Source organism: Haloarchaeobius baliensis, assembly GCF_052060055.1.
Lineage (GTDB): Archaea > Halobacteriota > Halobacteria > Halobacteriales > Natrialbaceae > Haloarchaeobius > Haloarchaeobius baliensis.
Genome location: NZ_JBPPFR010000002.1, coordinates 160,311 through 177,832, shown reverse-complemented (window position 1 = coordinate 177,832; position 17,522 = coordinate 160,311). Strand labels below are relative to the sequence as shown.

17 protein-coding genes are annotated in these 17,522 nt (G+C 69.3%); 10 read left to right on the top strand and 7 right to left on the bottom strand.

Annotated features, from left to right (window positions below; genetic code table 11):
* The first annotated feature begins 40 nt into the window (after window positions 1-40).
* On the top strand, window positions 41-340 hold the full coding sequence (locus ACSG06_RS11770) for a DUF7979 domain-containing protein (RefSeq protein WP_440990477.1): 300 nt from the start codon (window positions 41-43) through the stop codon (window positions 338-340).
* A gap of 71 nt (window positions 341-411) precedes the next feature.
* Here ACSG06_RS11770 and ACSG06_RS11765 read toward each other — a convergent pair whose 3' ends face one another.
* A complete protein-coding gene (locus ACSG06_RS11765; protein WP_440990476.1) occupies window positions 412-1,395 on the bottom strand; it encodes an archaellin/type IV pilin N-terminal domain-containing protein in 984 nt (327 codons plus the stop codon).
* A 216-nt stretch (window positions 1,396-1,611) separates the two neighbouring features.
* On the opposite strand from ACSG06_RS11765, the gene ACSG06_RS11760 reads away from it, so the two are divergent.
* Window positions 1,612-2,289 (top strand): hypothetical protein, encoded by a 678-nt coding sequence (locus tag ACSG06_RS11760; RefSeq protein WP_440990475.1) that lies wholly within the window; start codon window positions 1,612-1,614, stop codon window positions 2,287-2,289.
* 96 nt (window positions 2,290-2,385) lie between these two features.
* On the opposite strand, the gene ACSG06_RS11755 is transcribed toward ACSG06_RS11760, so the two are convergent.
* The 3 genes from ACSG06_RS11755 to ACSG06_RS11745 all read right to left on the bottom strand — a co-directional run bounded on the left by ACSG06_RS11755 (window position 2,386) and on the right by ACSG06_RS11745 (window position 5,982).
* Entirely contained in the window at window positions 2,386-3,108 is a 723-nt protein-coding gene (locus ACSG06_RS11755) for an aspartate/glutamate racemase family protein (RefSeq protein WP_440990474.1), read from the bottom strand.
* A gap of 105 nt (window positions 3,109-3,213) precedes the next feature.
* The gene (locus ACSG06_RS11750; RefSeq protein WP_440990473.1) at window positions 3,214-3,927 is read right to left on the bottom strand and encodes a helix-turn-helix domain-containing protein; all 714 of its coding nucleotides are present in this window, start codon (window positions 3,925-3,927) and stop codon (window positions 3,214-3,216) included.
* A 78-nt stretch (window positions 3,928-4,005) separates the two neighbouring features.
* Window positions 4,006-5,982 carry an ATP-binding protein gene (locus tag ACSG06_RS11745; protein ID WP_440990472.1) on the bottom strand — a complete coding sequence of 659 codons (1,977 nt, stop codon included), beginning with the start codon at window positions 5,980-5,982 and terminating at the stop codon, window positions 4,006-4,008.
* 163 nt (window positions 5,983-6,145) lie between these two features.
* Between ACSG06_RS11745 and ACSG06_RS11740 the strand changes: the two genes are divergently transcribed.
* From ACSG06_RS11740 to hjc, 3 genes are all read left to right on the top strand, one after another.
* Entirely contained in the window at window positions 6,146-7,429 is a 1,284-nt protein-coding gene (locus tag ACSG06_RS11740; RefSeq protein WP_440990471.1) for an adenosylhomocysteinase, read from the top strand.
* Window positions 7,430-7,587: 158 nt separating this feature from the next.
* On the top strand, window positions 7,588-10,299 hold the full coding sequence (locus ACSG06_RS11735; RefSeq protein ID WP_440990470.1) for a coiled-coil domain-containing protein: 2,712 nt from the start codon (window positions 7,588-7,590) through the stop codon (window positions 10,297-10,299).
* A 59-nt stretch (window positions 10,300-10,358) separates the two neighbouring features.
* Window positions 10,359-10,784 carry a Holliday junction resolvase Hjc gene (gene hjc / locus ACSG06_RS11730; RefSeq protein ID WP_440990469.1) on the top strand — a complete coding sequence of 142 codons (426 nt, stop codon included), beginning with the start codon at window positions 10,359-10,361 and terminating at the stop codon, window positions 10,782-10,784.
* 123 nt (window positions 10,785-10,907) lie between these two features.
* Here the strand turns inward: hjc and ACSG06_RS11725 are convergent, their stop codons facing one another.
* Window positions 10,908-11,525, bottom strand: a complete 618-nt coding sequence (locus tag ACSG06_RS11725) for an SWIM zinc finger family protein (protein ID WP_440990468.1) — start codon at window positions 11,523-11,525, stop codon at window positions 10,908-10,910.
* Between the two features lie 197 nt (window positions 11,526-11,722).
* On the opposite strand from ACSG06_RS11725, the gene ACSG06_RS11720 reads away from it, so the two are divergent.
* The 5 genes from ACSG06_RS11720 (at window position 11,723) to ACSG06_RS11700 (ending at window position 15,494) form a co-directional block, all read left to right on the top strand.
* Window positions 11,723-12,067, top strand: a complete 345-nt coding sequence (locus ACSG06_RS11720; protein ID WP_440990467.1) for a DUF7471 family protein — start codon at window positions 11,723-11,725, stop codon at window positions 12,065-12,067.
* A complete protein-coding gene (locus ACSG06_RS11715) occupies window positions 12,064-12,576 on the top strand; it encodes a winged helix-turn-helix transcriptional regulator (protein WP_440990466.1) in 513 nt (170 codons plus the stop codon). The genes ACSG06_RS11720 and ACSG06_RS11715 overlap by 4 nt, the downstream gene beginning before the upstream one ends.
* 165 nt (window positions 12,577-12,741) lie before the next feature.
* Complete coding sequence (locus ACSG06_RS11710) at window positions 12,742-14,040, top strand: DUF7405 family protein (RefSeq protein ID WP_440990465.1); 1,299 nt, start codon at window positions 12,742-12,744, stop codon at window positions 14,038-14,040.
* 133 nt (window positions 14,041-14,173) lie between these two features.
* Window positions 14,174-15,229, top strand: coding sequence for a DUF7350 domain-containing protein (locus tag ACSG06_RS11705; RefSeq protein WP_440990464.1), 1,056 nt, complete (start codon window positions 14,174-14,176; stop codon window positions 15,227-15,229).
* Window positions 15,230-15,272: 43 nt separating this feature from the next.
* Window positions 15,273-15,494 (top strand): DUF7472 family protein, encoded by a 222-nt coding sequence (locus ACSG06_RS11700; RefSeq protein ID WP_440990463.1) that lies wholly within the window; start codon window positions 15,273-15,275, stop codon window positions 15,492-15,494.
* Here the strand turns inward: ACSG06_RS11700 and ACSG06_RS11695 are convergent, their stop codons facing one another.
* Together ACSG06_RS11695 and ACSG06_RS11690 are read right to left on the bottom strand one after the other, a co-directional pair.
* Window positions 15,495-16,523: a DNA primase regulatory subunit PriL gene (locus ACSG06_RS11695; protein ID WP_440990462.1), complete on the bottom strand. Its 1,029-nt coding sequence runs from the start codon at window positions 16,521-16,523 to the stop codon at window positions 15,495-15,497.
* Window positions 16,524-17,039: 516 nt separating this feature from the next.
* Window positions 17,040-17,474, bottom strand: a complete 435-nt coding sequence (locus ACSG06_RS11690) for a MaoC family dehydratase (RefSeq protein ID WP_440990461.1) — start codon at window positions 17,472-17,474, stop codon at window positions 17,040-17,042.
* Between the last annotated feature and the right edge of the window lie 48 nt (window positions 17,475-17,522).

Here is a 17,522-nt window from a genome sequence, read left to right as displayed (position 1 = left end):
GAGACCATCTCCTATGGTTCGGGCCAGGGTGGTTCTGGTGATGACCGTGATCATGCTTGGTGGATGTCTTGGTTTACAGCCCGGGCCGAACCCATCCGAGACGACGGGTGGTGACCCAGCGTGCCGCTCCGATCTATCCGTGGTCCTGGTCGAGGAGCCCGAGTTCGAGCGGTCGAACGCAAGCGTGTTCAACTACAGTGGACTATCCAGCGACCGGCGAGAGACGTTCGAATCTGCACTGAACGGGTCTGCCGAGATATCGAAGGATGCGTTCTGGCTCGATGCCGAGCTCGTCTGGTACGATGGCGGGTATTACCGCCCGAGAATACAGTACTGCTGACTTGCGTATCCTGCCAGTGTAGCCGCATATTCGGACCGTTCTTGGGGAATCGAGCCCGGTACCACACTCAGTTACGCCACCGGGACCGGCGCGAGCGACGGTGCGCTGTCGTTCTCGTAGATGCGGACGTTGCGGAACCGCGAGTTCGGCGGGTTCGCGCGGTCCGGGTCACAGCCCGAGTTCGTGTCGCAGTCGGTGATGAACACGAGGTAGTCGACCGGGCCGAGGTCGCCGTTGCCCTCGTACAGCTCGCCGATAGGCACCTCGTAGCGGACCCAGCCGTCGCCCGCCGAGTACGTGTCGAGTCCGGCGAACTGGCCGACGGGCTCGCCCCAGTTCTGCGTGCCGTACAGTCGCACGATGCGGTCGCTGGTCTGGTCCTGATCGTCCTCCAGCCCGATACCGTGGATCTCGCCCTCGCTGGTGCTGTTGAACTCGAAGACGAGCGTCGTGTTCTCGGTCACGGTGTAGCTCCGGTCGACGAACTTCCACTGGTTGCCCGACTGCCGGACCGTCGCACCGCTGTCCTCGACCGTCGTGTCGCCGGTCCCGTCCTGGTTGCTCTCGAACGACTGCGTCGGCTCGCTGGTCTCGAAGTCCACGACCGACGGCGAGTCGCCGGACGGGAGCGTGACGCGCTGCTCGTCGACGATTGCGTCGGTCGGCCGGTGGACGAGCTGGACCGTCGCCGGGCCGGAGAGGAGCTGCGTCGTCCGGAGGCTGTCGCCGGCGTCGGCGATGCCGCCGCTGATGCCGCTCCGGTTCTCGAACGTCGACAGGGACAGCCGCGACACCGAGTCCCCGTCGCGGACGACCACGTCGAACGCGTCGACCCGCAGGTCGTCGCCCCCCTGATGGCGGATGACGAGCGTCTGTGCGTCCGGGCCGTTCGACTCGACGCCCACGTCGATGCTCGCCGACGGCGCGTTGCCGAGCAGGTCCGGGGACAGGTCGAAGATGACGACCCCGGCCGCCCCCGCCGCGACGAGCACCAGCGCGACCATCAGCAGCGTCCCGATCGGTGCAGACTGGCCCCGGTTCCCTCCCCTTCGCATGCACCCCAGTCCGCGGGCGACGACCATCAAATCATCGGCCTGTTGACAGAGCCACCCACCATTGGTGCCGACACATATATCCGAGAATTGAACGCCGAGATTCGTTTGTAAACGGTGAAACGGTTTCTGAGCCCGTCTCCGCGATAGAGCAAACGGATTGAACCAGATGAACGTGCTCACGGGTTTATCCCCCTCTCCGGCACAGGATGGGGTGTGATGAGCGCAAAGACGACGTTCGCACTGTTCGGTGCGCTGCTGCTCGTGGTCGGTGCCGCCGCTCCGGCGGCCGCCGCCGCGGGTGCGACGCCTGCACAGCCCGCAGACAGCACAGCCACGGACCTGACTCCGGACGACAACGAGACGGACGACAACGAGACCGACCTGCCCGACAACGAGACCGACGACGCCGACGAGAACGAGACCGACATCGACGGCGACGACGAGACGGACCTCGACGGGAACGAGACCGACGTCGACGACGGCAACGAGACGGACGACGAGCAGAGCTCCGAGGACGCGTACAACGAGTTCTCCCGGATGCTCAACGAGTACGTCCAGAACGTGACGAACGACTCGAACGTCTCGGCGCCCGGCCTCCACATCGCCGAGTGGGTCATCGAGCACAACCCCGGCAACGCGCCGGAGCACGCCGGCCCGCCGGCAGACGCAGGCCCGGGTGCGGACGAGACGGCCACCAACGAGACCGACGGCGGGCAGGGTCCCCCGGACCACGCCGGTAACGGCGACGACACCGACAACGAGACGGACGGCGGCCAGGGCCCCCCCGAGAACGCCGGTAACGACGACGGCGACGACGACGAGGAAGAGGACGACGGGAGCGGGGCTGGCAACGGCCAGCACGCCAGCATCCTCGCGTTCCTCCCCTTCTTCTGACTGACGAGGCCCACACCTCGAGCTGATTCCCCCACCGCGTCGGCGCGCCCGACCACGGCCCCCCATCCGGTCGGGGACGCCGACCCCCACTTCCCCTTACTGCGACGCCGCGACGCCCAGACAGCGGTCCACGGCGTCTGCGACGTGCAACGCGGTCGTGTCGAACAGCGGCGTCCCGGGCACGTCCGCCTGGGCGACGAGCATCTCGATCTCGGTGCAGCCCAGGACGACGCCTTCGGCACCCGCGTCGACGAGCTCCTCGATGGCCGCGACGTAGGCCTCGCGGGACTCCTCGGTGACGACGCCCTTCGTCAGCTCGTCGAAGATGATGTCGTGGACCTGCTGGCGGCGGTCGGCGTCCGGCACGACCACGTCGATGCCGTGGTCGGCGAAGCGACCCTCGTAGAACTCGCCCTCCATCACCGGCCGGGTGCCGAGGACGCCCACCGTGTCGAGTCCGTCGGCGGCGATGGCCGCGGCCGTCGGGTCGACGATGTGGACGAACGGCACCGACAGTGCCTCCTCGATGGCGGGCGCGACCCGGTGCATCGTGTTCGTCGCCATGACGACGAAGTCCGCCCCGCCCGAATCGAGGTCGCTGGCGGCGTCGGCGAGGTAGTCGCCGGCGTCTCCCCACCGCTCGTCGGCGATGAAGCCCTCGATGTCCGCGAAGTTCACGCTCCTGATGAGCACCTGTCCGGCGGCGTGACCGCCCCGCTCCGCGTTGATGCCCGCGTCGATGCCGCGGTAGTACTGGACCGTCGACTCGCTGCTCATCCCACCGAGGATACCGACCGTCTGGAGGTCTGCATCGGTCATACAGCACATTCTCGCGAGCGGGCCATGAACGTCTCCCTCCCATGGGAGGGCAGTGGCGACGCCGGTCGGCGATGCGGCCACCAGAACGTGTCGCGGGCAGCGCCCTCAGCGACCGCCACCGAGCAGCTTCGACTCCGCGGTACGGAGATGCTCCAGCAGCGTCGTCTTCGACACGTCGAGCTCCTCCGCCAGTTCGCGGGCGGACACCTCCCGGGGCCACTCGTAGTAGCCGCGGCGGCGGGCGAGCGTGAACACCTCTCGCTGCCGGTCGGTCAGCGTCCGGTCCCGTCCCCCGGTCGGTCCCGGTCTGGTCGCGTTCGACGCCGGCGAGAGGCGTTCGAGCGTGATGTCCGCGTCGCGTTCGCGCCTGATCTCGTCCAGCGACCGCTCGAACGACTCGCGGCTCGCGTGGACGAGCAGGTCCCACGTCTCGGTGCCGTCCTCGACGCGGTACTGGCCGTCGAGGACGTAGCCCCGCGAGACGAAGGCGGCGCCGATGCCGTCGGCGGCGGGGTACTCGATGAACACGTCACGGGCGCGCTGGCCGATGGCCGACGGGAGCGCGGCCGCCGTCGGCCCGTCGTCGAGCGGATGGATGCTCCTGATGAACGGCGAGTCGTGGGCCACCGCGACAGCCTGGTCGAGATGCTCGGCCGAGTCGCCGTAGATGGTGCACCGCTCGTAGGCGGCGTCGCCGGAGACCGCCGCGCCGTGGCCGACGAGACTGCTCCCCGTCTCGGCTGTCGAGCAGATCCCCCAGCAGTCCGGGTGCCAGATGTCGAGGGTCGCCCGGAGCAACTCCCTGTCCGTCCGGGTCATGCGACGAGCAACCCACCGTCGCGTGATAAAACGTACTGACAGACCCGCGTCGGCGGGTCCATCGCCCGGAGCGAGTGGTCAGTCGTCGTCCTCCAGCGACCGCGGGAGGCAGACGGTGAACTTCGCCCCACCCTCGTCGCGGTTGGTCGCCTCGACGCGCCCGCCGTACGAGTCGACTATCTCGTGGACGAGGTAGAGCCCGAACCCGGTCCCGGGGCTCTCGAACCCCTTCTGGCCCTTCTCGAAGACGTGCGACATCACCTCCTCGTCGATGCCCGGGCCGTCGTCGAGCACCCGGACCTCCACCTCGTCCTCGGTCACGTCGACCTCGATGCAGACCCGTGCAGCCGTGCCCTCGTTGTGCTGGACCGCGTTCGTCAGCAGGTTCTCGAACACCTCCGGAAGCAGGTCGTCCGCGAGCACCGAGACGGACGGGAGTTCGTCGTGCTGGAACGTCGCGTCGTCGTAGGCCCGGTCGGCCTTCGCCAGCTCGTCCGCCAACACGTCGCCGATGTTGGTCGGTGCGGGCTCGTGCTCCTCGCCCTCGACGATGGCCATCATGAACGTCCGCATCGTCTCGATGAGCTCGGTCATGTCCTCGACGCGCTCCTGGATGGTCGCGAGGTGCGGCGCGACCTCGTCGTCGACGTGCCCCTCGAGGATGTTCGCCCGCGCCTCGACCACGTTCATCCCGTTGAGCAGGTTGTGCCGGATGATGCGGTTGACGAACTCCAGGCGCTCTCGCTCGTGCTCCAGCTGTTTCTCGCGGGCCCGCCGCTCGGTCATGTCGCGGGTCACCTTCAGGAACCCCTGGAGCTCGCCGTCGTCGTTCTGCAGCGCCGTGATGACGGCGCTCACCCAGATGCGCGAGCCGTCGGCCCGGACCCGCCAGCCCGTGTCGACCGCCCGGCCACGCTCCCGGGCACGGTCGAGCAGCTCGTCGGCGTAGCCGATCTCGCGGTCGGCCTCGGTGTGGAACTTCCGGACGTGCTCGCCGACGATCTCGTGCTCCTCGTATCCCTTGATCTCCTCGGCCCCGCGGTTCCAGCTCTCGACGTGGCCGTCGACGTCGAGCCGGAAGATGGCGTAGTCCTCGACGTCCTGCACCAGCGACTCGAACTCGCGTCGTGCCTGCTGGAGCTCCTCCTCGGTCTGGTCCTCCCAGATGCTGTTGCCGAGCTCGTGGCCGAGGGAGTTCGCGGTGATGTCGAGCAGCGTGCGCTTCCAGTCGAGCCCCGCCTGCTTCTGCGTGGTCCCGGCGAACGACAGCACGCCGTACTGCTCGCCCTCGACGGCGACCGGAACGCCGACGAAGTAGTCGAGCCCCGCGTCGTCGGCGACACCGACCGGGCGACGGTCCGGCCACCGTTCGGTCGCGTCCTCGGTGTGGACGAGGTCGTCTCGGCCGGCGACGACGCCGGCGATCGTCTCCGACGTGTCGATGGCGTGGCCGGGGCCCACGGCCGCGTCCAGGCTCGACGTGACGTTCTCGACGAGGACCCGTCCGTCCCCGATTCGCGCGAAGGCGGCGTGCTCCGCACCGAGCATCCGGCCGGCCACCTCGAGCAGTTCGTCGAGACGGTCGTCGAGGTCGCGCGACCGGTCGAGCAGGATGTCGTGGACGGCCCGAAGCGTCCGTTCGCGACGGTCGAGTCGGTCGAGTGCGTGCTTCTGGTCGCTGACGTCGACGTAGCACTCCACCCGTCCCCCCGCGTACTCTCCGTCCTCGATCGGGTGCGTTCGGCGTTCGAGCCACCGGTCCGATTCTCCCTCGACGACGTGGAGTTCGCGGTTGGGGCCGTCGACGCCCCCCTCCGTCACCGTCTCCACGAACCCCTCGCCGTCGGCGAGTCGAGCGGCGACGCGCTCGGCGAACGCCTCCGCGGACAGGCCGTCGACCGCCTCGGCGTCCACGGCGAGGTACCGCGTCGCCGCCTCGTTCAGCCAGACGACCCGGCCGTTCGCGTCGAGCACGACGACCCCGGTGTCCGCGGGGGCCAGCAGCGCCGCACCCGCCGGGGCGTCCCCGCTGGCGGATACGTCCCCCTCGCTCACGCGGGCGACACCCCACTCGTTCCGTCTCGTCGGCTCATGGACGCTGCTAACGCACCCGGACCTAAAATCGTGGGCCCTACACACGTCGTCGGCGGCGGCACGGACGACAGCAGCGCTATCCGACTCCGGTAGGGTTTTCCACCCGCTACCCATCCCAGAAGGTATGAGTCAGTACCCGCCTATCAGCGAGCAACTCGACGATATCGAGGCGGCTCGCGACGAGGGACGACGCAAGATGGACTGGGCACGCCAGCACATGCCCATCCTGAACGCACTGCGCGAGGAGTTCGAACGCGACCAGCCCTTCGCCGACCAGCGCATCGGGATGGCGATGCACGTCGAGGCGAAGACGGCGAACCTCGTCGAGCTGCTCGCCGACGGCGGCGCGGAGGTGGCCATCACCGGCTGCAACCCGCTGTCGACACACGACGACGTGAGCGCGGCGCTCGACACCCACGAGAACATCACGAGCTACGCGAAACGCGGCGTCGACGACGACGAGTACTACGAGGCCATCGAGGCCGTCATCGACATCGAGCCGACCATCACGGTCGACGACGGGATGGACATGGTCGCCGCCATCCACGAGGACCACCCGGAGCTCATCGACTCCATCGTCGGCGGTGCCGAGGAGACGACGACCGGCGTCCACCGCCTCCGCGCGATGGACGAGGACGGCGCGCTCGACTACCCCGTCTTCGCCGTCAACGACACGCCGATGAAGCGCCTGTTCGACAACGTCCACGGCACCGGCGAGTCCTCGCTGGCGACCATCGCGATGACGACGAACCTCTCCTACGCGGGCAAGAACGTCGTCGTCGCCGGCTACGGTGACTGCGGCCGCGGCGTTGCAAAGAAGGCCAGCGGCCAGAACGCCGACGTCATCGTCACCGAGGTCGAACCCCGCCGCGCCCTCGAAGCCCACATGGAGGGCTACGACGTGATGCCGATGAGCGAGGCCGCCGAAATCGGCGACGTGTTCCTCACCGTCACGGGCAACCGCGACGTCGTCACCGCCGAGCACTTCGAGAAGATGAAAGACGGCGCGCTGCTGGCCAACGCCGGCCACTTCGACATCGAGGTCGACCTCGACGCGCTCTCGGACATGGCCGCGGACCGCTACGAGGCCCGCGACGGCGTCGAGGCCTACGAGCTGGACGACGGCCGCCGCCTGAACGTGCTCGCCGAGGGCCGCCTCGTCAACCTCGCCTCGCCCATCGCGCTCGGCCACCCGGTCGAGGTCATGGACCAGTCCTTCGGCGTGCAGGCAGTCTGTGTCCGCGAACTCGTCGAGAACGGTGACGCCTACGACGCCGGCGTCCACGAGGTGCCCGACGAGCTCGACAGGGAGGTCGCAGAGATCAAGCTCGACGCGGAGGGCGTCGACTACGATTCGCTGACAGACGCCCAGACCGAGTACATGGGCTCCTGGCAGCACGGGACGTAGTCGGTGCCACCGACCGTCGCTCGGCCCCGCCGATTCTGAATCTGTCGGCGATTTCCGCCGGCGGCATCACCGATTCCATCAGTATAGCCCGTTGAACTCTTAATTTCCATGAAACATTCCGATAGGATGAAATGGGTCGGGGATGTTGATGCACCAACGTGAGCGAGGAACACGAACTATCGACGGACGAGGAATCGGTCGACTGGCCACCAGCGGACGGTGATGCCGTGGTGGTCGCCGAGGGGGGCGTCCGGGTTCGGAAATGGGTGACTGACCGAGGGGCGGCCGTCCCGGTCGTGACGTACGACATCGCGTCGATGCGGGACGAGCCGGTGACACTGGAGCTGCGCGACTCGACACCGGAGTCGCTGGAGCCGGACGAGTTCGGCTTCCACGACGACTACGAGGCGGAGAACTGGCGTCGGACCGGGCCACACGACATCGCGTACCGTCGCCGGCTCGAACCGGACGAATCGGTGACGACGGTGTACGGCGTCCGTCGGTCGTCGCTGGACGACCCAGCGCCATTCCTGAACGAACCGGTCATCGGCGTCACGGTCGACGCGGACGAGGCCGCCGAGGCCGCCGGCGAGGCCGTCTCCACACTGGACGTCGACGGCGAGGAGATGAGCGTCACCGAACCCGACGGGGACGACGCCGAAGCGGCGGAGTCGGTCGAGACGTTCTCGCTGGACGACCCGAACGAGACGGCCGAGGCGATCGGCGACGATGCGGCGACGACGGAGGCGCCGTCGGCCTTCGAAGCCGACGCTGCCGACGAGACCGACGCTACGGACGACGCCGAAGCTGTCGAGAGCGCCGAAGCTGCCGACGCAGACCCCGGCGACGATGCCGAGGAACCCGAGACGGCAGCCGACCCGACGCCGGCACCACGCGAGGGCGAGCCGGTCGGCTCCCAGCTCGCCGCCGAACTGCGCGAGGGGCGGCTTCCCGAGGGCGACCGCGACGCCATCGCGTCGGCGCTGAACCTCGAACTGTCCGAATCGACCGCGGCCTTCCTGGACCGGCTCCGCGACCGCGTCCAGCAGCGCCGCGACCAGCTCGAGGGCGAGATCGAGGAGCTCGACGAGAGCATCGCCGAACTGTACGGGCTCAAGGCCGACGCGGCCGACGTCCAGCAGACCCGGGCCGACCTGGCCGACCTCGACGAGCGGGCCGCCGCCGAGAGCGACCTCGAGACCGTGCGGGACGCCGTCGAGACGCTCGATCAGGCGAAGGCCGAGGTCGACAGGCTCGCGGCACTGGAGTCCCGGCTCGACGACCTCTCGCAGGAGGCCGCCCGTGCCGAGACGGTCGCACAGCTCGACGAGCGTGTGGTGGAGCTCGACGACGCGGCCGCTCGAGCCGACGACCTCGACGCGCTCGCGGAGACGGTCGACGACGTGCAGGACCGGATGGCGACCGCGGAGTCGCTGGCCGAGACCGACGACCGGCTCGCGGAGCTTGACGACGCCGCGGCCCGCGCCGACGACCTCGACGAACTCTCCGACCGCGTCGCCGAGCACGAGACCGCGACCGCCGACGAGTTCGAGCTACTGCGGAGCGAGCTCGACAGCGCCGTCGAGTCCGCCCGGTCGGACCTCGGTGCCGACCTCGAAGCGGCGCGGTCCGAGCTCGACGCCGACATCGAGTCGCTCCGGACGGATCTCGTGGCCGACCACGAGGCGCTCCGCGCGGAGCGCGAGGCGGCGACAGCGACGGTCCGCGACGACCTGACCGGACGCGTGAGCGACCTCCGCGCCGATACCGAGGCCGACGTCGCGGCCATCGAAGGAACGCTCCAGGACGAGTACGTCACGCAGGCCGACGTGGACGCGGTCATCGAGGAGCGCATCGACCGCAGCCTCCGGGCCACGATGCTCCTCGCGCTCGGCTCCGGCGGCGTGCTCCTCTCGCTGGTGCTCGCCGCGACCGGTGCGGCCTCCATCGCACTCAGCGCCTTCCTCGTGGGGGGGCTGCTGCTCGGTGGCTGGTGGTACCTCCAGCCCGGCGACATCCTGCCGGGCAGTGACTCGGCGGCCGACGCCGGCGTTCCGGGTGCCGACGCCGTCGCCTCCGGTGGTTCCAATCCGGAAGACGACGACAGCGACGCCGCCGAGGACGTCGCGGTGACGGCATCGACGACCGACGAGCCGGACGCCCCGGAGCCGACCGCTGCCGACGAGGAGACCGACGACGACGAATCAGACGCCACCGACGTCGAGGCCGACGACGACGAATCAGACGCCACCGACGTCGAGGCCGACGACGACACCGTCTCCGAGGCGGTCACCGACGAGGCCGAGGAAGACGCTGCCGAAGACGAACCCGACGCGGATGCCGACGCCGACGTCGAGGCCGACGACGACACCGTCTCCGAGGCGGTCACCGGCGACGAGTCAGACGACGACGAGTTCGGCGCCGGCGCGGACATCGAGGTCGGCGACATCGACCTCGGAGACGACGCAGCATCCGAGGACGACGCCTTCGCCGAGATGGCCGACGCCGCCAGCTCGGAGCCGACGCTCGTCGACGATGTCGAAGCTGCCGACGAGGACGGCGACGCCGAGCCCGAACCGTCAGCGGCCGAGGACGAAGCGCTGCCGGCGGACGAGCCCGACCCCGACGGTGACGTTTCCGCCGCGGAGGCAGTCGACAATTCGGAAGAGGACAGGGAGGACGCCGACGGCGAGACAGCTGCCGACGACGGCGAGGCGGCCGATGGCACGGCCGACGACGACAGCGCGGAGACCGACGACGTAGCCGCCGCTGCCGCCGCAGCCATCGAGGCCGTGGAGGAACCCGACGACGATGCAGAGGAGCCGCGGATGGACGCCGACGGCGGCACCGAGCTGCCCGACGACGAGTAGGCCGCCGACCGCGCGACGACGACGGGTCTTTTTTATCCGCCGCTCGCCGAGGAACTGCCATGAGTTCCAGCCGCAAGGGCGACAGGCGGGAGCGCGAGCTCGTCAACCGCCTCGACGAGGCCGGCTTCGCGGTGATGCGGGCGCCGGCGAGCGGGAGCGCGACGGAGCGGGAGCTGCCGGACGTCCTCGCGGGCGACGGCGAGCGGTTCTACGCCATCGAGGCGAAGTCGTCCTCGGGGCGGCCAATCTACCTCGACGGGGAGGAGATCGAGGCGCTGCTGTACTTCTCGCAGAACTTCGGCGCGAAGGCCAGGGTCGGGGTGCGCTTCGACCGCGAGGACTGGTACTTCTTCCACCCGGCGGACCTGCACACGACCGATGGGGGGAACTACCGGGTGAAGAAGGAGACGGCGCTGTCCGACGGCACCGACTTCGAGGAGTTCGTCGGCGGCTCGCGGAAGCGCGACCTCGGGGAGTACGAGTAGGCGAGCAGGCGGTGCTGGGGGACGTCCGGCGACGCACCGCGCGACCGCTCCGCGCCGGACGGCGACAGGTCAGGGCACGCCCGGGCTGGCCGCTTGCTGGTACTTGAACCTCCGTCTCGTCACTCAGTTCTGGTCGGGGTCGATGCGCCGGAGCCGCGACGCCGGGAAGGAGTACACCCGGAGCGAGTCCGGTGTGGTCCCGTCGTCGAACGCCGCGCCAGCGGGGAAGACGGCGGTCACGACCGGGTCACTGGCCGGGTACGCGCGGTTGGTCTCGTACTCGGCCACGGTGCAGTCGTGGCTCTCGATGCGGACCTCGTCGGCCCGACGGGGCGAGACGCCGACGACCAGGACGGTGGCGCCCGTCTCACGGTCCGTGGCGAGGTCGCCGCGGGCGAGGGCGTGCTCGTCGCAGAGGTGTGGTCCGGGTGCGTCCCGATGGACGAACGTCGTGGTGCCACAGACGGCACAGCCGACTGCGACGTGACTCGGCGGGGGGACCGCGCCCTCGGTGATCTCGATGGCGACGCGACGGAGGTGCTTGCAGCGTTCGCCACGGAACGTGTGGTCCGGACAGGTGCAGCTGTGCTCGCGTGCGTCGACGAGGTACGAGCCGTGCTCGGTCGCGACGGCGTAGCGGCCGCTCCCGAGAGGGGCGACCGCCATCGGTTCGGTCCGTGCCCGCCGCGACCGGGGGTCGAGGTGGGCGTCAGCGGGGACGGGACGGGTGTACCGTGCCATGGTGTCGGTCGTCGGCGAGGCCGACCCTTCCGACCGCCCTGACGCGGGTGTGCTTCTGGTGTGCGCCATGTGTATCCTCCATCGAACCTCTCTCTGCGTCGCAGTTCGGTTTCGAGTAGAAATAGGGGTTGCGAGGACGTAAGTCTTGCACCCCGGAATCGAACGGTTAAGGTGTCGTCAGCCCGTACGACGGGAAAATGGGCTTCCTGCTGGGGGCCACACCGCTCCACGCACAGACGACGGTCGTCGACCCGGTGCTGCTCGCGGTCATCGGGCTGGCCGCCCTCGGGTCCGCGGTGCTGCTCGGGCTCGGGCTCGCCGCCTACGTCCGCCGACGCTCGCGGCCGTTTCTGCTCGTCGTGCTCGCGCTGGCGGCTATCGCCGCGCGGTCGGCCGTCGCGTGGGTCACGATGCTGGGGATGCTCCCGGACGCGACCCACCACCTCGTCGAGCACGGCCTCGACGTGGTGATGACGGCGCTCGTCGTCGGTGCGGTGTGGTACGCGCGGTCCCTCCGGCAGGGGACTGGGGTCAACCAATGACGGACACGAGAGCACTCATCGAGACCGAGATCGAGGGGACACCGGGAATCCACTTCAACGAACTCGTCAGGGAGCTGCCGGTCGCACCGGGACAGGTCCAGTACCACGTGCGCGACCTCGTCGGTGCTGGCACGGTGGTCCGCGAGGAGCTGTTCGGCCGGACACACTACTACCCGCCGGGGTACGACGAGTTCGACCGGGCTGCCGTGGCGCTCATCCGTCGCGAGACGACACGAGAGGTGCTCGTGACGCTCATCGAGGGGGGTCCACAGGGACCGGCGACGGTCGCCGAAGCGGTCGGCATCGCCCGCTCGACGCTGGAGCACCACGTCGACAATCTGGTCGAGGCGGGGCTCGTGGAGAAGCGCCGGGACGCCCGGAACCGGGTCACGCTGGCGCTCGCCGCACCGGAACGCACCGGCGAGCTGCTCTCGGACGTGACGCCGACGCTGCCAGAGCGCCTCGTCGACCGATTCACGCTGCTGGTCGACGAGCTGCTCGCCGAGTGATTTATAGCGGAAGCCGCGGCCAGCCCCGGCGTGTCCTGACCGACGCGCGCCGGCGGCCTGGGCGGGAGTGCGACGACCCCCGGCGCGACGGCTGCTCGTCGCCTGCTCGCCCTTTCGACTCGTGCACCACGCCGTTTTTTGTCGGCCAGTGCCAACCGCAACGCAATGAGTCCCAGCGACAGCCGCGGAATCGACCGTCGCGAGTTCGTCAAGTCGGCGGTCGCCATCGGCGGCATGAGCGCCCTCTCCGCCTGCCTCGGCCGGTTCGGTGACGACGGCGAGTCCATCCCGGCGGGTGTCGACGACCCGGGCAGCCTGCCGGACCGACAGCACGCCTGGAACGCGGCCATGCCGAGCGACGACCACGGCAACCACGTCCTCGCCAGCCACCACGTCCTGCTGTACGCGGACTACGCCGGTGACGGGACGCCGACGGCCGACGAGCGCGAGACCGTCGAGTCCGCACTCCGGAGCCTCGAACGCGCCTTCGAGTGGTCGAACGAGGGGCTGCTGTTCACCGTCGGCTACTCGCCGCGCTACTTCGACCGGTTCGAGGAGTCCCTCCCCGACTCGGTGGACCTGCCCGAACCGGCGGCGCTCACCTCGTTCGAGGACCCCGAGCTCGACACGAGCGACGTCGTCGTCCACCTCGCGAGCGACAACGGGGCGGCACTGCTCGCGGCCGAGGAGGCCCTGAAGGGCAACAGCGACGTCGCAAACGGCGTCGAGATGTCGGCGCACCTCGGCGACGTGTTCGACCTGCCCGAGGAGTTCCCCGGCCGCCGGACCGGCTTCGTCGGTGCCGGGCTGCCCGCCGAGAACAGCGACGTGTCGGGCATCCCCGAGGAGGCCGACGTCCCCGAGGAGTCGCCGCTGTACATGGGGTTCAAGGCCGGGTTCGAGAAGACCCAGGCGACGGAGGACGACGTCACCATCGGCGAGGGGCCGTTCGCCGGCGGGACGACCCAGCACGTCTCGCGCATCCGGCTCCGGCTCGACGACTGGTACGTCGAGCAGGACCAGGAGGAGCGTGTGGCGGAGATGTTCTGCCCCGCCCACGCGGAGGAGGGAACCGTCGAAGGCGTCGGCGAGAACCTCGGTGACGACTCCGGCGCCGGCGCCTGTGCGGAGACGGTCAGAGAGGACGCCCGCTCGGCGGGCCGCGTCGGCCACGCACAGAAGACCGCCCGGGCACGCCGCGATGGGCGGCCGATCATCCTCCGGCGCGACTTCGACTCGACGGACCGCGGCGAGGCCGGCCTGCACTTCCTCGCGGTGCAGGAGAAGATCAGCGACTTCGTCGCGACGAAGAGCGCGATGGCCGGGGAGGACCTCACCGACACGCCGACCATCCGCCAGCGCGTGAACAACGGCATCCAGGAGTACACGTTCATCAAGCGGCGCGGCAACTTCCTGCTGCCGCCGCGTCGCCACCGCGCGCTCCCGACGTCGCGACCGGAGTAGGGCTCGCCGACCGGTTCGGCCCCCGATCGGCGGTGCCGACCCGGATCGGTTTCGACGCGTGAACCACCGCGAGACCGCCCGTTTCGACGGGTAAACCAGAAGCCGTTTTTCCGTCAGTCACCGAGGCACGCACATGAACAGACGCACGTTCCTCGCGGCGTCGGCTGGGGCCGCGAGCGCCGGGCTGGCTGGCTGTTCCGGGCTCCTGGAGACACAGACCGCCGGGCAGCCGCCGGTCCTCTCCGACAGACCAGACGCCGTCTACTATCCGACCCACGTCGAGGGCATGAAGATGGAGGACATGGGCATGTCCGGCGACTTCGCGGCGGGCGTGATGTACAGCTATCCGCACCGGTTCTGGACGGTCTCCGGAACCGACGTCACGAAGCAGTCCATCGAGTCGGGCGACTCGGCACACGTCATGGTCGCGGTCTGGGACCCCGAGACGCAAGTCGTCATCCCTGACGCCGGCGTCAGCATCGCCATCACGAACGCGGACGAGGTCGTCTCGGAGGAGGTCATCTACCCGATGCTCTCCCAGCCGATGGGCTTCCACTACGGCGCGAACTTCGGACTCGACGGCACCGCGAACTACACCGTCGAGGTCGACATCGGTGGCCTGAGCGGCGTCCGGACGACCGGCTCGTTCGAGGGGCGGTTCGAGGAGTCGACGAGCATCGACCTCGAACTCTCCTACAGCGAGAGCGAGAAGCAGAACATCTCCTACGAGAACACGCCCGACAGGGCGGGCGACAGGGCGGCCGTCGACGCGATGACGATGATGGACATGCCACTCGGCGTCGCGAAGTCGACCGACGAGCTGCCGGGGACGACCGTCGGGACGGCCAGCTCGGGCGACGCGCAGTTCGTCGTGCAGTCGGTCGAGGCGGAGCGGTTCGGGTCGGGGACCCACCTCGCCGTCTCGCCACGAACGCCGTACAACGGGATGCTCATCCCCCGGCTCGGGCTGGAGATGACCGTCACCCGGGACGGTTCGACCGTCTTCGACGAGGAGCTCGGTGCCGTCCTCGACCCCGAGCTCGGCTACCACTACGGCGCCGACCTCGAGACGCTGGCGTCCGGCGACGAGGTCGAACTCCGGGTGACCATCCCGCCGCAGGTGGCCCGCCACGAGGGGTACGAGACGGCGTTCCTGTCGTTCGAGCCGATGACGCTGTCCGTGGCGTAAGTACGACACGCTTTTGTCCCGGCCACTGAAACGCCGACACGAGATGGACGCTGATACCGTCAAGGAGGTCGTGGTCGCCGGCACCTCTGTCCTGGCCGTCATCGCTGCCATGGCCTACGTCGGGATGGCCTACGGGAGCGATACGGGCGTGCTGTCCACCCAGGGTGGCCAGATGCTCGCCTACGCCATCGCCGGCTTCGTCGTCCTGATGACCATCGTCGGCTACACGCGCCGCTACTGGCTCGACCTCGAAGACGAGGAGTGATCAGTCGTCGACCGTGAGCCGCGTCTCGTAGTACGATAGCGGGTGCGCGATGGTCTCGCAGGTCTCGTCCTTGTTCACGCAGTCACCGTAGGTCTGCATCGTCGCACACGATACCGGTGGGTACGCGATCTCGCCCTCCGACGTGCCGACGCGTTCGACGCCGTAGCGGATGCGTTCGGCGACCGTCTCGTCGTCCGGGTCGACGATGGCGACGATCTCCTCGGCGTGCATCCCGATCGTCGTACAGAACGACAGCAGCACGAACCACGAGTGGTCCGGCAGCTCGTCGCCGTCGCGGGCCCGCCCGAGCAGCGCGTCCATGCAGGGCGGGAACGCCGCCGGGTCGACGTCCGCGAACTCGGTCGGAATCGCGGGGTCCGAGAGCACGTCCTCGACGGCAGCGACGGCGTGGTCGAGGTGTCCGCCGATGGCATCGGGGACCGCGAAGGGGAGCCCAGCGGCGACGCGCTCCTCGATGGCGGCTCGGAGCAGTTCCAGCAGTTCCTCGCGGGTGACGGGGACGTCGCCGTCGGCGAGGCTCCGCCGTGGCAGCCGCCAGTCCGGATCGTCGAGGTCGCCCGCGAGCTGCAGATACCGGGTGACGGCGACCTCGTAGCCGTCCTCGGTCGGGGTCACCTCGCCGTCGAGGTCGAACTCCGTCAGGAGCCGCTCGACCGTGAGGTCGGTGTCGTTGCTGGTGAACTTCAGCCCGTCCCCGTCGTCGAGGTCCGCGAGCACCCGTTCGTGAGCGGTCGCGGCCTCCGCCTTCGCGTACGTCCGGGTGACGACCGGGTCGTCGACCAGCGAGACGATGACGCGGGCGACCGGGTACGAGAGCAGCTCCACCTCGTGCTCCCCGTGCGGGTCCCCGATGGTGTGGTCGGTGAGCGCCGACACCACCCGGTCGACAGCACGGTCGACCGCCGGCTCGTCGGGCCGGGCGACCAGCTCGCCGAGGTCGACGGCGGCCGCGTCGACCGCGTCGCGGGCGGCCGCGAAGAACGGGTACCGGGCGTGGAGACGCTCCATCGGCGTCACGTTCCCAGTGCGGGCGGATAAACGCGACGGTCGGTCTCAGGGAAGATTTTGGGCTCCGGGGTTTCGGGCTACGAAACGGCCATCAACATCTCGAATAAGCCTCTAGTCTGTGGGACTCAGCTGTCCCGACACCAGCCAGAAAGCCCCGAGTCGCTGGAGTCGGAGGCCTCGCTGCGTCCCCGGAAATCGGAGATTTCCGGTGGGCTCACGAGACGCTCGCGTCTCGTGACCGATGCTCGCTGGCGCTGCGCTTCTCATCCCTCGCACGTGTGCGGCTCGCGGCCTGGCGAGACTCCTCCGTCGTCTCGCTGCCCTCCGCTCGCAAGCTCGCGGAGACCTCGCTTGCGCTCGGCACGCTCGCCAGGGTGAGAGCGAGCTCTCACTGGCCATCGGAATCGCAAGCGATTCCGAGACAGCCGCGCGCCGGTCGGCTGGTCGGTCGTCGATTGCGGGCAAAAGTTTACAATAATTGTAAACCTTTCACGGTCGGACGTCGCCAGAAGAGCCTCAGTCCGCGCCGGCTTCGGCCTCGCAGCTGCCGTCGTCGGGTTCGTGGGCGAGCGAGAGGACGGTCGCCTCGCCGCCGAGGACGGTGGTGTCGTCGACCGTCGCGGTGGTGCGGACCCGGAGCTGGCCCTCCCCGAGATTCTCGACGACCTCGACGGTCGCTTCGACGGTGTCGCCGGGACGGACCGGGGCGCGGAACTCGAGGTCCTGGGAGACGTAGACGACGTCGCCGGGGAGCTCGGCGAGCGCGGCGCTGACGAGGCCGGCGGGGAGCATCCCGTGGGCGATGCGGCCCTCGAACATCGTCTCGGCGGCGTAGCCGTCGTCGACGTGCAGCGGGTTGTCGTCGCCGACGAGCGCGGCGTAGTCCTCGATTGCGTCGGTCGATACGGTCATGCGGGCCGTGGCGGAGTCCCCCACCGTCGCGACTGTCATATCGGTAGGGGCTGGCGGACCGGGTTCAAGCTAGGGGTTAACATGTAA

Bases quoted from the DNA above. Each gene is read 5' to 3' on its own strand.
- hjc (WP_440990469.1), top strand. From the start codon at position 10,359: ATGAGTTCCAGCCGCAAGGGCGACAGGCGGGAGCGCGAGCTCGTCAAC.
- ACSG06_RS11755 (WP_440990474.1), bottom strand. From the start codon at position 3,108: ATGACCGATGCAGACCTCCAGACGGTCGGTATCCTCGGTGGGATGAGC.
- ACSG06_RS11690 (WP_440990461.1), bottom strand. From the start codon at position 17,474: ATGACAGTCGCGACGGTGGGGGACTCCGCCACGGCCCGCATGACCGTA.
- ACSG06_RS11720 (WP_440990467.1), top strand. From the start codon at position 11,723: ATGGGCTTCCTGCTGGGGGCCACACCGCTCCACGCACAGACGACGGTC.
- ACSG06_RS11705 (WP_440990464.1), top strand. From the start codon at position 14,174: ATGAACAGACGCACGTTCCTCGCGGCGTCGGCTGGGGCCGCGAGCGCC.
- ACSG06_RS11750 (WP_440990473.1), bottom strand. From the start codon at position 3,927: ATGACCCGGACGGACAGGGAGTTGCTCCGGGCGACCCTCGACATCTGG.
- ACSG06_RS11710 (WP_440990465.1), top strand. From the start codon at position 12,742: ATGAGTCCCAGCGACAGCCGCGGAATCGACCGTCGCGAGTTCGTCAAG.
- ACSG06_RS11760 (WP_440990475.1), top strand. From the start codon at position 1,612: ATGAGCGCAAAGACGACGTTCGCACTGTTCGGTGCGCTGCTGCTCGTG.
- ACSG06_RS11715 (WP_440990466.1), top strand. From the start codon at position 12,064: ATGACGGACACGAGAGCACTCATCGAGACCGAGATCGAGGGGACACCG.
- ACSG06_RS11765 (WP_440990476.1), bottom strand. From the start codon at position 1,395: ATGCGAAGGGGAGGGAACCGGGGCCAGTCTGCACCGATCGGGACGCTG.
- ACSG06_RS11740 (WP_440990471.1), top strand. From the start codon at position 6,146: ATGAGTCAGTACCCGCCTATCAGCGAGCAACTCGACGATATCGAGGCG.
- ACSG06_RS11695 (WP_440990462.1), bottom strand. From the start codon at position 16,523: ATGGAGCGTCTCCACGCCCGGTACCCGTTCTTCGCGGCCGCCCGCGAC.
- ACSG06_RS11725 (WP_440990468.1), bottom strand. From the start codon at position 11,525: ATGGCACGGTACACCCGTCCCGTCCCCGCTGACGCCCACCTCGACCCC.
- ACSG06_RS11700 (WP_440990463.1), top strand. From the start codon at position 15,273: ATGGACGCTGATACCGTCAAGGAGGTCGTGGTCGCCGGCACCTCTGTC.
- ACSG06_RS11770 (WP_440990477.1), top strand. From the start codon at position 41: ATGACCGTGATCATGCTTGGTGGATGTCTTGGTTTACAGCCCGGGCCG.